General features: G+C 40.5%; 13 protein-coding genes and 1 tRNA gene. 7 read left to right on the forward strand and 7 right to left on the reverse strand.

From position 1 onward, the window contains the following. Positions 1-85 precede the first annotated feature (85 nt). The 5 genes from CJF29_RS03225 to CJF29_RS03245 all read left to right on the forward strand — a co-directional run bounded on the left by CJF29_RS03225 (position 86) and on the right by CJF29_RS03245 (position 3,842). A complete protein-coding gene (locus tag CJF29_RS03225) occupies positions 86-385 on the forward strand; it encodes an RNA recognition motif domain-containing protein (protein WP_004296140.1) in 300 nt (99 codons plus the stop codon). A gap of 371 nt (positions 386-756) precedes the next feature. Beyond that, positions 757-1,830 (forward strand): NAD(P)H-dependent flavin oxidoreductase, encoded by a 1,074-nt coding sequence (locus CJF29_RS03230; protein WP_004307023.1) that lies wholly within the window; start codon positions 757-759, stop codon positions 1,828-1,830. Positions 1,831-1,919: 89 nt separating this feature from the next. Beyond that, positions 1,920-3,044 (forward strand): DEAD/DEAH box helicase, encoded by a 1,125-nt coding sequence (locus tag CJF29_RS03235; protein WP_004296138.1) that lies wholly within the window; start codon positions 1,920-1,922, stop codon positions 3,042-3,044. Between the two features lie 53 nt (positions 3,045-3,097). Continuing rightward, positions 3,098-3,583, forward strand: coding sequence for a cold shock domain-containing protein (locus CJF29_RS03240; protein WP_004307024.1), 486 nt, complete (start codon positions 3,098-3,100; stop codon positions 3,581-3,583). A gap of 52 nt (positions 3,584-3,635) precedes the next feature. Continuing rightward, entirely contained in the window at positions 3,636-3,842 is a 207-nt protein-coding gene (locus CJF29_RS03245) for a hypothetical protein (RefSeq protein WP_004307025.1), read from the forward strand. Between the two features lie 83 nt (positions 3,843-3,925). On the opposite strand, the gene CJF29_RS03250 is transcribed toward CJF29_RS03245, so the two are convergent. The 5 genes from CJF29_RS03250 to sppA all read right to left on the reverse strand — a co-directional run bounded on the left by CJF29_RS03250 (position 3,926) and on the right by sppA (position 8,899). Then, positions 3,926-3,998, reverse strand: a tRNA-Phe gene (locus CJF29_RS03250). A 164-nt stretch (positions 3,999-4,162) separates the two neighbouring features. Continuing rightward, the gene (gene thiL / locus CJF29_RS03255; RefSeq protein ID WP_074558582.1) at positions 4,163-5,197 is read right to left on the reverse strand and encodes a thiamine-phosphate kinase; all 1,035 of its coding nucleotides are present in this window, start codon (positions 5,195-5,197) and stop codon (positions 4,163-4,165) included. Positions 5,198-5,213: 16 nt separating this feature from the next. Further along, positions 5,214-6,023, reverse strand: a complete 810-nt coding sequence (locus CJF29_RS03260; protein WP_004327187.1) for a purine-nucleoside phosphorylase — start codon at positions 6,021-6,023, stop codon at positions 5,214-5,216. After that, on the reverse strand, positions 5,980-7,110 hold the full coding sequence (gene lpxK / locus CJF29_RS03265) for a tetraacyldisaccharide 4'-kinase (RefSeq protein WP_099146833.1): 1,131 nt from the start codon (positions 7,108-7,110) through the stop codon (positions 5,980-5,982). Before lpxK ends, CJF29_RS03260 begins: the two co-directional genes overlap by 44 nt. Before the next feature lie 10 nt (positions 7,111-7,120). Beyond that, positions 7,121-8,899 (reverse strand): signal peptide peptidase SppA, encoded by a 1,779-nt coding sequence (sppA, locus tag CJF29_RS03270; RefSeq protein WP_087318835.1) that lies wholly within the window; start codon positions 8,897-8,899, stop codon positions 7,121-7,123. 230 nt (positions 8,900-9,129) lie between these two features. Here sppA and CJF29_RS03275 point away from each other — a divergent pair, with 230 nt between their 5' ends. Together CJF29_RS03275 and CJF29_RS03280 are read left to right on the forward strand one after the other, a co-directional pair. Next, positions 9,130-10,404: a histidine-type phosphatase gene (locus CJF29_RS03275; protein ID WP_099146834.1), complete on the forward strand. Its 1,275-nt coding sequence runs from the start codon at positions 9,130-9,132 to the stop codon at positions 10,402-10,404. Positions 10,405-10,433: 29 nt separating this feature from the next. Continuing rightward, positions 10,434-12,632: a GH92 family glycosyl hydrolase gene (locus tag CJF29_RS03280; RefSeq protein WP_074558575.1), complete on the forward strand. Its 2,199-nt coding sequence runs from the start codon at positions 10,434-10,436 to the stop codon at positions 12,630-12,632. A 152-nt stretch (positions 12,633-12,784) separates the two neighbouring features. Here the strand turns inward: CJF29_RS03280 and CJF29_RS03285 are convergent, their stop codons facing one another. Both CJF29_RS03285 and CJF29_RS03290 read right to left on the reverse strand, forming a co-directional pair. Further along, positions 12,785-13,831: a FecR family protein gene (locus CJF29_RS03285; protein WP_099146852.1), complete on the reverse strand. Its 1,047-nt coding sequence runs from the start codon at positions 13,829-13,831 to the stop codon at positions 12,785-12,787. A 53-nt stretch (positions 13,832-13,884) separates the two neighbouring features. Continuing rightward, positions 13,885-14,472, reverse strand: a complete 588-nt coding sequence (locus tag CJF29_RS03290; protein ID WP_099146835.1) for an RNA polymerase sigma-70 factor — start codon at positions 14,470-14,472, stop codon at positions 13,885-13,887. Between the last annotated feature and the right edge of the window lie 247 nt (positions 14,473-14,719).

Genomic DNA, 14,719 nt, shown 5'->3' on the forward strand with positions numbered 1-14,719 from the left:
CTTTATAATATTTTATTAGCAAGCAGTCCTTGTCTTTAATTATCCTCCTCACTCCAAATTAGTATTTATTTTAATAAAATTTTAAATGAACATTTACATTTCAGGTTTAAGCTATGGCACTAATGATGCTGACTTAACAAATTTATTTGCAGAGTTTGGAGAAGTTTCTTCAGCTAAAGTAATTTTTGACAGAGAAACTGGTAGATCCAGAGGATTTGCTTTCGTAGAAATGCCGAATGATACAGAAGGACAAAAAGCAATTGACGAACTGAATGGAGTTGAATACGACCAGAAAGTTATTTCAGTAAGCGTGGCACGTCCTCGTACTGAAAGACCGTCTAACGGTGGTGGCCGTGGTGGTTATAATAACTCTAGAAGATATTAATATCCAAATAAAAGCAGAAGATATTATCTTCTGCTTTTATTTAATAAGTTATTTCCGTTTCATGATTCAACGGAGGAGTCTTCTGATTGACACAGGGGAAGACAAAAAATCATATTACATTTAAGTTCTGCTAATTCTGGCTCTTTTTCTGTGCAATATCAGGAATATCTACTCCTGCACTTTCCATTCTGAAAATAGATTTATTAGACTTTTTTGTAATACACAATACTCTTGAAGAAGTCAGGAGTAAAGGTTTAATAAATTACACCCAACAAGGCAAATAGTCAATGACAGGGCCAATCTTGAGCGCTTGAATAAAGTGTGCTCACACTGTTTATCTTGTTCAATTGCTCTAAAGCAAAATAAAACATATGAAATCATTCTTTATAGGAAATATTGAGATAAAAACACCTGTAATACAAGGTGGAATGGGAGTAGGTATCTCGCTCTCGGGTTTGGCTTCGGCAGTAGCAAACGAAGGAGGAGTAGGCGTTATATCATGCGCAGGTTTAGGTTTGTTATACCCCAAAGGGAAAGGTACTTATCCTGAAAAATGTATTAACGGGCTGAAAGAGGAAATCCGGAAAGCACGTGCGAAAACAAAAGGTATTATTGGCGTAAACGTCATGGTTGCTTTATCGAATTATGCGGATATGGTGCGCACCGCAATCGAGGAAAAGATTGATGTGGTATTTTCCGGTGCCGGGCTTCCACTCGACCTGCCTTCATATCTGACTCCAGAGAGTACAACCAAGCTAGTGCCTATTGTATCTTCTTCACGAGCAGCCAAAATCATCTGCGATAAATGGCAGAAGAACTATAATTATCTGCCCGATGCAATCGTGGTGGAGGGGCCTAAAGCCGGTGGACATTTAGGATTTAAAAAAGAACAATTACAGGATCAGCATTATGCTTTGGAAGCTTTGATTCCGGAAGTGGTAATGATTGCATCCAGTTATAAAGAACAGAAACAGATTCCGGTGATTGCCGCCGGCGGCATTTCGACGGGTGAAGATATTGCACATTTTATGGAGCTGGGAGCTTCAGGGGTACAAATGGGAAGTATATTTGTTACCACCCAGGAATGTGACGCTTCCGAGACGTTCAAGGAAGTATATATTCACTCCAAGTCCGAAGATGTTCTTATTATTGAAAGTCCTGTGGGAATGCCAGGACGAGCTATTGACGGGGAATTTATTCACAATGTGAATAGTGGACTGGAGAGGCCTAAGAGTTGCTCATTCCATTGTATCAAAACATGTGATTATACAAAAAGCCCTTATTGCATTATTAAGGCTTTATATAATGCAGCCAAAGGAAATATGAAAAAAGGCTATGCTTTTGCCGGTAGCAATGCTTTTCTCGCTGAAAAAATCAGTAGTGTAAAAGAAGTAATGAGTACACTGGAGCGCGAGTTTTTCTTGGCAACCCATAAACTGGCTTAACCTACGGGATTTTCATTCCCATGATGGAGTTTGTCAGTCCCTTTACAATATAAATTAATAGCTGTTTTGATACAGCAAAAATAACAATTATGACATTTAAAGAATTAAATATAACCGAACCGATTTTAAAAGCTATTGAAGAAAAAGGATATGCAGTGCCCACTCCCATTCAGGGAGAGGCAATTCCGGCTGCATTAGCAAAAAGAGATATATTAGGCTGTGCGCAAACGGGAACAGGTAAAACTGCTTCGTTTGCTATTCCCATTATACAACATTTGCAAATGAATAAAGAGGCAGCCAAGTGCCGGGGGATTAAAGCGTTGATTTTGACGCCCACCCGTGAGCTTGCCTTGCAAATAAGTGAATGCATTAATGATTATGCCAAATATACCCAAGTGCGGCATGGGGTTATTTTTGGCGGAGTAAATCAACGTCCTCAAGTTGACATGTTACACAAAGGAATTGATATCCTGGTTGCTACACCGGGACGTTTGCTTGACTTGATGAATCAGGGACATATCCATCTGGATAAGATACAATATTTTGTACTTGATGAAGCAGACCGCATGCTTGATATGGGATTTATTCATGATATCAAGCGGATATTACCGAAACTTCCGAAAGAAAAACAGACTTTATTCTTCTCCGCTACAATGCCTGATACAATTATTTCTTTAACGAATTCTTTGTTGAAGAATCCTGTACGAATCAGCATAACTCCGAAATCATCGACTGTGGATGCTATTGAACAGATGGTTTATTTCGTAGAGAAAAAGGAAAAGAGTCTTTTACTGGTTTCGATTTTGCAAAAATCAGAAGATCAGTCGGTGTTGGTATTTTCACGTACGAAGCATAATGCTGATAAGATCGTAAAGATACTGGGCAAGGCGGGAATTGGTAGCCAGGCGATTCATGGAAATAAAAGTCAGGCAGCACGGCAGTTGGCTTTGGGCAATTTCAAGTCGGGCAAAACACGTGTGATGGTGGCTACTGATATTGCAGCCAGAGGTATCGATATTAACGAACTTCCTTTAGTTATCAACTATGATCTTCCTGATGTACCGGAAACGTATGTGCATCGTATCGGACGTACCGGAAGAGCCGGGAATACAGGGACAGCACTGACATTCTGCTCGCAGGAAGAGCGTAAACTCGTTAATGATATTCAGAAACTGACGGGTAAGAAGCTGAATAAAGCCAGTTATACTATTTGAAATCAACAAATAACAATCTCTTTAAAATTAATATAAAACTAAATATAAATTCTATGGCAAAATCCATGACAGTTGGTAAACGTGAAAATGAAAAGAAAAGACTCGCTAAACGAGAAGAAAAACTGAAAAAGAAAGAAAGCAAGAAATTATCGGGCAGCTCAAATAGCTTTGAGGATATGATTGCCTATGTAGATGAGAACGGAATGATAACTTCGACTCCTCCGACAGAGGATATAAAGAAGGAAGAAATTAATCCGGATGAAATAATTATAGCAACTCCTAAAAAGGAAGAAGAGGAGCCGACGATCTTGAGAGGACGGGTTGAGTTTTTTAATGAGTCAAGAGGATTTGGCTTTATTAAAGACCTTTCAGGTGTTGAGAAATACTTTTTTCATGTAAACAATGTCATTGGCAATATTGCAGAAAATAATATCGTAACATTTGACCTTGAGCGTGGAGTGAAAGGCATGAATGCGATCAATATCTCTTTGGAAAACAAATCTACATCGGAAGATTTAGCTCAGTCTAAACCTGTATAGGGAAGTGTATATTCTGCTTGTGTGTAAAATAAAAAACAAAATAATTAGAGATATGAAAAAAGGTAATATAATGCGTGATGTTATTTCATCCAGTCAGTTTACTGAAAATGTTATTAAAGAGTATAAAAAGGGTTTGGGAGATATGGTATTGGTAGCAATAACTCCGCGGACTACCATTGAACTTCCTGCGCATTTGACTCAAGCAGAAATAGATGCTCGTGTGGAGATTTATAAAAAACTGCATAGTTCTAAAGTATAGGCGGTTGCAAATTGCAATACGAGGAATAAAAAAATCCCTTGAACTTCAAAAGTTCAAGGGATTTTTTATTACCGAATCGTTAGTGGTGCCACCAGGAATCGAACCGGGGACACAAGGATTTTCAGTCCTTTGCTCTACCAACTGAGCTATGGCACCTCGTGCTTGTTCGGTCCGGTAATATCTCTTTTGCGGTTGCAAAGGTAGTGAAACTTTTGGATTCTGCAAGTCTTATGGAAATAAAAAACACTGATAAAAAGTTAGTCGGCTAATTATCAGTGTTGTATAAGATGAAAAATATTTCAGGTATGTGATGAAATCTATTATTTATCTTCTTTTAATGGATTCCATCCCTGTGCTTTTAGTTCGAATTCTTGTCCATCACGGGTAATCAATGCACAGCCAAGTTCAGGTTTGGTAATATGTCCGATGAGACGAACTCCTTCCATTTGTGAAATTTTCTCATGATCGGCGATGGAAACAGTAAAGAGTAGTTCATAATCTTCTCCACCATTCAAGGCACAAGTCGTAAGATTCATGTTAAACTCTTCGGCCATAACAGCTGTCTGATAATCGATTGGGATATGCTCCTCGTAAACGCGGCAACCAGTATTGCTTTGTTTGCAGATATGCATCAGTTCTGATGACAGGCCGTCAGAAATGTCCATCATAGAAGTAGGGATTATATTGGCGGCTGCCAATTTCTCAATGATATCTTTGCGCGCTTCCGGTTTCAATTGGCGTTCTAATAAATACTCTTTGCCGGAGAAATCCGGTTGGACATCTTTATCACCTTGCAATACGACTTTTTCACGTTCCAAGAGTTGTAAACCCATATAGGCTGCCCCCAAGTCGCCGCTGACGCAGATCAGGTCAGTGTCTTTGGCTCCATTACGGTATACTACTTTATCCTTGTCGGCATCGCCAATACAGGTGATGCTGATAGCAAGGCCTGTCAAGGAAGAAGTGGTATCGCCTCCCACAATGTCGACATTATATTGCTGGCAAGCCAGACGGATACCGGAATAAAGTTCGTCCATATCTTCCACGCTGAAACGCTTGGAAAGACCAAGAGATACCGTAATCTGCCGGGGAGTACCGTTCATGGCATAAATATCGGAGAAATTAACTACTGCTGATTTATATCCCAAGTGCTTCAAGGGAACATAAGTCAGGTCAAAATGCACACCTTCCATAAGCAGGTCGGTTGTTACCAGTACTTGCTTTTCTGAAGGGTAGGAGAGAACGGCGGCATCGTCGCCCACTCCATATTTGCTGGATTCGTTTTCCAGTTTGATTCCCTCGGTGAGGTGGTCAATCAGACCAAACTCACCGAGAGATGCTATTTCAGTTCTCATAAATCGGGATGGTTGTTTAGGCACGGTTGATAAGTTCACGCATGATCGTGGTCATTTTCGGTTGAGCAGCGTCAGCGGCTTTCTGAACTTCTTCGTGTGTTACTTCTACGATTTTTCCTTCTACTCCTAAGTCGGTAATGACGGAAATACCAAAAACTTTGATACCACAATGGTTGGCTACGATAACTTCCGGAACGGTAGACATACCAACTGCATCAGCACCAAGGATATGGAATAGTTTATATTCGGCAGGAGTTTCGAAAGTAGGACCTTGCGTACCAATATACACTCCGTGTTGTACTTTAATTCCTTTTTCTTTGGCAATCTCGTCAGCCTTACTAATCAGTTCCTTGCTGTATGCTTCGCTCATGTCCGGGAAGCGAGGTCCGTAAGGGATATTTTTTCCGCGAAGCGGGTGTTCGGGGAAATAGTTGATATGGTCAGTGATAATCATCAGGTCACCGATTTCGAAATCTGCATTTGTACCGCCACTGGCATTGGATACAAACAAGGTTTTGATACCTAATTCACGCATGACACGTACAGGGAAAGTTACTTCTTTCATAGAATAACCCTCGTAATAGTGGAAGCGTCCCTGCATAGCCATGATATCCTTATTTCCTAGTTTGCCGAAAATCAGCTTACCGCTATGACCTTCGACGGTAGATACCGGGAAGTTGGGGATATCCGAATACTTTATTTCATACTTCTCGGTGATTTCGTTTGCCAAACTGCCAAGTCCGGTGCCTAGTATAATAGCAGTTTCCGGACTGGTATGCATCTTACCTTTCAGATAAGCTGCGGTTTCTTGTATTTTCTCTAACATAGTCAATAATATGTTGGTTAAATTTATCTTGTTGATTTTGTAATATTTCAATTTCAATAGGCAAGGCGTAGATAAATGGTTTCAATTCCTTGTCCAAAGCCGGATGGTTAATCAGGCGTGTTGCATCTTTCTCGGTGGTAATAATCAACCGGTGTTCTCCTTTCAGTTTATGAAACCGTTCTTTGATAAGCTGTATATCCCGATGAGTGAAATTGTGGTGATCGTCAAACGATAGTAAATCTATTTGTTTGCTACAACCTTCCAGTCTTTCGAGAATGGGAGCAGGTGAGGCAATTCCCGTCATCAATAATATATCAGTGTTTATCAGTGAGGACAAAGCAACCTCATGGTTTGTCGAAATTGCATTTGTGTCCGGAGACATGGTAGGGAACACTGGTTGCAGGTTACCATACCGGAACGATGAGAAGAATAACTGTTGATATGGATAAAGGTTCAGCCGTTTCGTGATAATGTTATAATCAATAGGCTTGATGTCTTGCGGGCATTTGGTGACAATAACGATTTGCGCCCGATTCTTGCCGCTAATTGGTTCACGAAGCCGTCCTGCGGGGAGCAAAGTGTCATCACAGAATAATCGGTGATAATCCGTTAACAGAATACTCAATCCCGGTTTGACGTATCGGTGCTGGAAAGCATCGTCCAATAGGATAACATCTATTGAAGGCTTTTGCAGTGCAAGCAACTTTTCTATGCCATGACAACGCTTTTCATCGACAGCTACTGTGACAGACAGGAATTTTTGATGCATCTGGTAAGGTTCGTCGCCAATGCTTCTTGCCGTACTTTCCGGAGTTGCCAATACATAACCTTTCGTGTGCCGTTTATATCCCCGGCTTAATACAGCTACCTTATATTGATTACAAAGAAACTTTATCAGATATTCAGTGTGTGGAGTTTTTCCTGTCCCTCCTACAGCGAGATTACCCACGCTGATGATAGGTATATCAAAACTCTTTGATTGAAGAACTTCCCAGTCAAAGAGTTTATTTCTCATCATTACCACTGCTCCGTAGAGCCAGGAGGCAGGGTAGAGCCACTTATGTATCTTGATAAAGTGTTCGTCCATGTATTACGGTTTATTTTATATTCAGTTCGAACGGAATACGTGCCTGAATCATGGATTGTTCTTGCAGATTTTTCAGTAAGCCGAATTGCTGGTAGTACTCGCCTAATTTACTTTTCAGTAATTGTGATTCTACATAATTCGTCGGTTTCGTATCAAGCAGGGAAGACAGGAAATCTTGTTTCTCAGGATAAGACACAACGGTATAGCCTTCGATACCGGCTTTTGCAACAGCAATGTCCAGTGCCTTGTCAATACCACCTAATTCGTCTACTAATCCCAGTTCTTTAGCAGTTTCCCCAGTCCATACACGGCCTTCGGCAATCTTCTCGATAGCTTCCTTCGTCATGTGACGTCCTTCGGCACAACGAGTTACAAAGGTATCATATCCTTCAGTTATCATCATTTGAAGCAATGATTTCTCATCCTCGTTAAACGGACGCATGATATTTCCGAAATCAGCGTATTTATTCGTTTTTACGACATCATAACTTAAGCCGATTTTGTCAGTCAATCCTTTCACATTAGGAATCATACCGAAGATTCCGATAGAACCGGTCAGGGTAGTAGGCTCTGCAACAATCGTATCGGCAACGCAAGAGATGTAGTAACCTCCTGACGCAGCATAATCACCCATAGAGACAATGACCGGTTTCTTTGTTTTCAGCTCTTTTACAGCATGCCAGATTTGTTCCGAGGCGAAAGCACTTCCACCTGGAGAATTGACACGGAGTACAACAGCTTTCACATCATCATTATCTTTCAATTTGCGCAGGTCACGAATGACTTTTGAACCGACAATCCCGTCTTCGGAAGTTGCAGAGCTCGGATAGTCTGTAATCTCACCGGATGCATAATAAACAGCTACGATATTACCGCTTTTATCTTTCGGCACATTTTTCCTTACGTTCATCATGTCGCCCAATCCTAATATAGGAAGATTATCATCTTCATTGATCTCTACCAATTTCTTAAGATAATTACGCACATCATTGCGATAAATCAGAGTATCAGCCAATCCGCATTTTACACTCTCTTCTGCCGGATAGAACATGAGCATGCGATCTGCATAAACATTCAGTGAGTCTACAGAAATATTACGTGAAGTAGATACCCCTTCCGTAACCTGTCCCCAGATAGAAGTGATAAATGTGGTAACCTGTTCGCGGTTGGCAGGACTCATTTCCGTAGCAATAAACGGCTCTACGGCAGATTTGTAAGTTCCCACCTTGAACACCTGCATCTCAACTCCTATTTTTTGCAGCAGATCTTTGTAGAACAGGGGAGCAGAGGCGATACCCCGCCATTCAATCATTCCTTTGGGATTGAGCAACACCTTATTGGCTGCGCTGGAAAGATAATAAAGTCCCTGCGTATAGGAGTCTGCATAAGCAATAACGAATTTTCCACTTTCTTTGAAGTCGAGCAGTGCGTTGCGGATTTCCTGCAAAGAAGCATAGGAGGTGCCTAATGAGTTTGCCTGTAGATAAATCCCTTTAATATTTTCGTTTTCTTTAGCCTTCTGGATAGAAGAAAGAATATCGTCCAGTCCGTACGTGTTAGATCCGTCACCCAACAACTGTGATAAAATACCCAGCGGATCTTCTTGCGTACGTTCAACCAACGTTCCGTTTAAGTCGAGCATCATTACAGAATTCTTTTTTACGATTGTTTCCGTGTCCGAAGCAGACATGATGCCAAACAACGTTACCATGCTGATTATAAATAATACAATACTTGACAAAATGATACCTGTCACCGTGGCAAGTGTAAATTTCAAGAAATCTTTCATTATACTTATTGTTTTTTGCGCCAGCTTGTTATTAAGCTAACAAAGATAAATAATTGAGTTGATATTTATTCAATAAGTCGTACGAATTTTTGTTTTATCACAGCGAATCCACATAAATAGGAACTTCCTCCATTTAAGATTTAAGTATATTTGTCTGTATCAAATCCTTTTAAATGAGAAGAAATCTCTAATTTTGTGGCACAACTATTAATACATTGAATAATACTATCATGAAAAAACTCACATCTATCCTTTTATTGCTTTTGTTTGTATGGACGGTACAAGCGCAAACTGCTCGTGAAGAGATCCGTGCAAACCGGTATTTATCCGCTAATAATTATTATGCATATCCCACGCCTACTGCCAAGCAGACAGCTGCTCCTAAGGGGTACGAACCTTTTTATATCAGCACATATATGCGTCATGGTTCACGGTATTTGATTGATCCGAATGATTATCGTTTCCCCAAGCAAACTTTATTAAAAGCCGACTCTTTAAACAAACTTACTGCAACAGGTAAAAACACACTGGATATTGTTTTGCGCATGGCTGATATGGCGGAAGGTCGTCTTGGTGAACTGACTTCGGTGGGAGCACGCCAACACAGAGGAATTGCAAAGCGTATGTATACTAATTTCCCACAGATATTTGCGGATGGAACAGAAGTGGATGCCCGTTCCACAGTTGTCATCCGGTGTATATTATCCATGACATCCGAATGCCTCCAATTGCAGGCGATGAATCCTAATCTATGTATCAAGAATGATGCAAGTTACCATGATATGTATTACATGAATCCTCCTGCTAAGGATTTGAGTAAAATAGCTAGTTCCGATAAAGTGAAAAAGGTTCAGAAAGATTTTGAGGCTACCCATGTACGTCCGGAACGGTTGATGAAAACATTGTTTACAGACGAAGCGTATGTAAAAGCAAACGTTGATGAAGCGCGCCTGATGAGACGTCTTTTTGATTTGGCTTGTAATATGCAGAGTCATGATACAGATATGCAGCTATATTCTCTTTTCACGGATGAAGAGTGTTATGATCTATGGAGTTGTAACAACTTATATTGGTATCTGACACACGCTTGTTCTCCTGTAACGGATGGTTTGATGCCCTATCGGGAAGCCGACTTGTTGCGTAATATTTTAGATAGGGCAGATGCTGCTTTGAAAGAAGGTAAGAACCTGGCAACTCTAAGGTTCGGTCATGAGTCTTGCCTGCTGCCGTTAGTCGCTTTATTGGAGTTGAACCATTATGGCGAATCTTACCCTGATATAGAAAAGTTGTCCGAACAATGGAGAGCATACGATATTTTCCCGATGGCCAGCAACGTGCAATTCGTCTTTTTCCATAAAAAAGGAAATAGCGATGTATTGGTAAAAGTACTACTAAACGAAAAGGAAACTAAACTACCGGTAAAAACAGATGTAGCTCCTTATTATCATTGGAAAGATGTAGAAAGCTATTATCGTGAAAAATTAAATAAATATCAGCATATGTAATGCGACATTAACTTAACAATCTATTTACCATGAAAAGAAAAAAAACTTTTGTGGCTGCAGCTTTAGCAGCAGGCTTGTTCTTCTATTCTTCCTGTACTCCGACTGAAAAAGCGGAAACAAAGGATTATACTCAATACGTTAATACCTTTATCGGTGCTGCTGATAATGGTCATACATTTCCCGGCGCGTGTTATCCTTTCGGTATGATCCAGACCAGTCCTGTGACGGGAGCAGTTGGTTGGCGCTACTGTTCTGAATATGTTTATGAGGATTCCCTGATTTGGGGATTTACTCAAACACATCTGAATGGAACGGGATGTATGGACTTAGGTGATATTTTGGTGATGCCGGTCACTGGCACACGTGCCCGTGCGTGGGATGCTTATCGTAGTCATTTCCCTAAAGATAAAGAAGCGGCTACTCCGGGATATTACACCGCAGAGCTCTCTGATCCACAGGTAAAAGCGGAACTGACTGCCTCTATCCATGCTGCCCTTCACCGCTATACTTATCACAAGGCTGATTCTGCCTCTATATTGATTGACTTGCAACATGGTCCTGCATGGAGAGAAGAACAATATCATTCACAAGTCAACAGTTGTGAAGTGAACTGGGAAGATGCTCAAACACTGACAGGGCATGTCAATAACACGGTATGGGTCAATCAGGATTATTTCTTTGTGATGAAATTCAACCGTCCGGTAGTCGATTCACTTTATCTTCCGATGGGCGAAACAGAAAAAGGAAAACGTATCATTGCCTCTTTTGACATGCAGCCGGGAGACGAGCTGATGATGAAAGTGGCTCTTTCTACCACCAGCATAGACGGGGCTAAAAAGAATCTGGAAGCAGAAATTCCTGCCTGGGATTTTGAAGGAGTGAGAACTGCCGCCCACAATGAATGGAATAACTATTTGAGCCGTATTGAAATAGAGGGTACTGATGATGAAAAAACGAATTTTTACACTTGTTTCTATCATGCGTTGATTCAGCCTAATCAAATTTCGGACGTAGACGGTATGTATCGTAATGCTGCCGACTCTATAGTAAAGGCTGGAACTGGTGCTTTCTATTCTACGTTCTCTTTGTGGGATACTTACCGTGCCGCTCATCCATTTTATACATTGGTGATTCCCGAACGTGTGGACGGTTTTGTGAATTCTCTCATCGAACAGGGTGAAGTGCAAGGCTTCCTGCCTATTTGGGGATTGTGGGGAAAAGAAAATTTCTGTATGATTGGTAATCACGGCGTATCAGTCATTGCCGAGGCTTATCGCAAAGGATTCCGTGGCTTTGACGCTGAACGTGCTTTCAATATAATAAAGAAGACGCAGACTGTATCTCATCCGTTGAAGTCGGATTGGGAGGTTTATACGAAATATGGTTATTTCCCGACAGACCTGATAAAAGCAGAATCTGTATCTTCCACTTTAGAATCTGTATATGATGATTATGCTGCTGCCGATATGGCACGTCGTATGGGTAAAGAGGAAGATGCCGCTTACTTCGCGAAACGTGCTGACTATTATAAGAATCTTTTCGATCCGGAGACGAAGTTCATGCGTCCGCGCAAAGCTGACGGAACTTGGAAAGCTCCGTTTAACCCAAGTGCGTTGGCACATTCTGAAAGTGTCGGTGGAGATTATACGGAAGGAAATGCATGGCAATATACTTGGCATGTACAACATGATGTTCCAGGATTAATCCAGTTGTTTGGGGGAGAAAAACCTTTCTTGAATAAATTAGACTCATTGTTTACGGTTAAGCTAGAAGGTGAAAGTTTAGCAGATGTTACTGGATTAATCGGGCAATATGCTCATGGAAATGAGCCAAGCCATCATGTTACTTATTTGTATGCACTGGCTGGTCGTCCGGAACGTACACAGGAATTGGTTCGTGAAATATTTGATACTCAATACAAAAACAAACCCGACGGACTTTGCGGAAATGATGATTGCGGACAGATGTCTGCCTGGTATATGCTTAGTGCGATGGGATTTTATCCGGTAGATCCGGTAAGTGCGGAATATGTATTCGGTGCTCCACAGTTGCCGAAGATGACCTTGCATCTGGCCGATGGCAAGACTTTCACGATTATTGCGGAGAATTTGTCGAAAGAACATAAATATGTAGATAGTATTACATTGAATGGCGAACCATATACGAAGAAAACGATCTCGCATGAAGATATTGTAAAAGGTGGTACACTGGTGTATAAGATGAAGTAATAAATTCTCAAGCATTCTCACTGCGATGAGAAAAAATACTCATCGCAGTGAGAATTTTTTCTCATTCCTATGAGTGTTTTTTCTCATAGTATTGAGAATTATCCCTTGTCAGAACATACGGAAACGGCGTTTTACACAGACTGAAACTACCTTTATTGCATAGTCCTGCTCACCTCTATACGCTGCTTTTCAAACTTCTCATTATTGGTGTTGCGGTTACTAACCTCTTTACAGCGAATAGGTGCACTCATTTCAAGCAAGCGCAAAATCTCATTTAAAGATTCACCTTCAAAAGTCGCTTTATAGGAATACTTTCCTAGTTCGGCGTCTTTCAGAATAAATTCCACGTTATAAGTCTGTCCCAAACGCTTGAATACATATTCCAGCGGGTCATCTCTAAAAATGAGTATTCCATCTTTCCATGAGCACCATTTATAAGTGTTGGTCTTATTGACGTTATATAGAGAAGTGGCCAGATTATAGTCAATCTTCTCTCCCGGTGAAAGGGAAATCGTCTTTTTCTGGTCAAGAGTGACTGCGACCTTTCCTTTTACTAACGTCACTGCTGCTACATGATCCGGAGCGTATGCATTCACATTGAATGCAGTGCCGGTAGCTTCTACAGTCAGTTGTTTCGTTTTTACGATGAAGGGATGCTCTTTATCGGATTCCACTTCAAAATAGGCTTCACCCTGCATCGAAACAACTCTTTGCTTATCACTGAATTGAGTCGGATACTTTAACGAACTCCCGGCATTCAGCCAAACTTTAGAACCGTCAGGCAGATTAACTACCGACCAGGTGCCATAAGGAGTGAATAACTCCTGATAAGTCTCTGCAATTTGGGAAGCGGGTTTAAAATAAAGATAAGCAGATAATATCAGTAAAGGAAGAAGTAAGATAGCTGCCACTTGCTGCCAATAGTGCAGGAAGGACAACTTAGGACGAACGGAAACCGCCGGCTGGTGTTGATGGAGAATCTGCTCCATTACTTTTCTGTGCGCACTGTCCACATCTATCTCTTCCGGATTAAAAGCTGGGTGACTGATCTCCCATACGTTTTTTTGTGCCAGAAAGCTTTTGTAGTTTTCTGGAGCAGCTGATATCCAATCATCCAGTATCTTAATGTCTTCTGCTGTAGACTCTTTCGAGAGATATCTGGAGATTATAATTTCTATGTCTGAATCTTTATTTATCATATGCATTTTACCTTATATATAATAGACGTTTCAGAAAGAAAATCCCACATTCATTAGTGGAAAAGAAATAAAAAAAGTAGTAAATAAAAATCTTTTAATAAGATGCGGAGCTGCTTCAATGCTTTGCTGATACGTACTTCTACCGTTCTGACAGAGATATTCAGGCGATTGGCTATTTCCTGATATTTAATGTTTTCTAATCGGCTCATCTCGAACACTTCTCTTTCTTGAGGAGGTAATTGTTCCAATGCATTTTTAAGTTGCCGGCATAAATCAGAATACAGTATGTAGTTTTCTGTCGTATCTATATCTATAGAATCCGATTTAAGTTCGTAAGCAACGTGTTCATCTATAATCCTGCGATGGCGTAATTCGTCCAGACAGTAATTCCTGACCGCTTTCAGTAAATATGATTTTAGTGAGTTCTCAATTACCAATGATTTCCGGTCATTCCATAGTTTGAGAAAGATATTTTGCACAATATCTTCACAGGTAGATTTCTCCGGAATGTAAGTACCGCCAAACAATACCAAATCTTTATAATAAGCATGGAATAGTCGGGTAAAAGCCTGTTTATCATCCTGTTTTAGTACTATTACCAGAAAACGGTCGTCGGAAGTCTGTTGTTGGATATTCGGCATAGTATTGTAGTAAAGGTTCTATTGTCGGGGGTAAAAATAGAAAGATTATTTGGGATAAACGATAGTTTGAAGAAAAAATAATGCAGATGAAAAAATAATGCGATATGGAATGTGGCTTTTATTTTTAGAAACGTCTTATTGATAGAAACGAGAGAAAAACACATTTATTAACCTTTAAATAATACAAGCCATGAGAAAGACATAATCAGTGAATTCAGCTTCCGACAACTGATAAAAAAAGGAAGGT

The sequence above is a fragment of the Bacteroides celer genome (assembly GCF_002632415.2).
GTDB lineage: Bacteria > Bacteroidota > Bacteroidia > Bacteroidales > Bacteroidaceae > Bacteroides.

Coding starts and splice junctions, on each gene's coding strand:
- CJF29_RS03225 (WP_004296140.1), top strand. CDS start 86: ATGAACATTTACATTTCAGGTTTAAGCTATGGCACTAATGATGCTGAC.
- CJF29_RS03230 (WP_004307023.1), top strand. CDS start 757: ATGAAATCATTCTTTATAGGAAATATTGAGATAAAAACACCTGTAATA.
- CJF29_RS03235 (WP_004296138.1), top strand. CDS start 1,920: ATGACATTTAAAGAATTAAATATAACCGAACCGATTTTAAAAGCTATT.
- CJF29_RS03240 (WP_004307024.1), top strand. CDS start 3,098: ATGGCAAAATCCATGACAGTTGGTAAACGTGAAAATGAAAAGAAAAGA.
- CJF29_RS03245 (WP_004307025.1), top strand. CDS start 3,636: ATGAAAAAAGGTAATATAATGCGTGATGTTATTTCATCCAGTCAGTTT.
- thiL (WP_074558582.1), bottom strand. CDS start 5,197: ATGAGAACTGAAATAGCATCTCTCGGTGAGTTTGGTCTGATTGACCAC.
- CJF29_RS03260 (WP_004327187.1), bottom strand. CDS start 6,023: ATGTTAGAGAAAATACAAGAAACCGCAGCTTATCTGAAAGGTAAGATG.
- lpxK (WP_099146833.1), bottom strand. CDS start 7,110: ATGGACGAACACTTTATCAAGATACATAAGTGGCTCTACCCTGCCTCC.
- sppA (WP_087318835.1), bottom strand. CDS start 8,899: ATGAAAGATTTCTTGAAATTTACACTTGCCACGGTGACAGGTATCATT.
- CJF29_RS03275 (WP_099146834.1), top strand. CDS start 9,130: ATGAAAAAACTCACATCTATCCTTTTATTGCTTTTGTTTGTATGGACG.
- CJF29_RS03280 (WP_074558575.1), top strand. CDS start 10,434: ATGAAAAGAAAAAAAACTTTTGTGGCTGCAGCTTTAGCAGCAGGCTTG.
- CJF29_RS03285 (WP_099146852.1), bottom strand. CDS start 13,831: ATGATAAATAAAGATTCAGACATAGAAATTATAATCTCCAGATATCTC.
- CJF29_RS03290 (WP_099146835.1), bottom strand. CDS start 14,472: ATGCCGAATATCCAACAACAGACTTCCGACGACCGTTTTCTGGTAATA.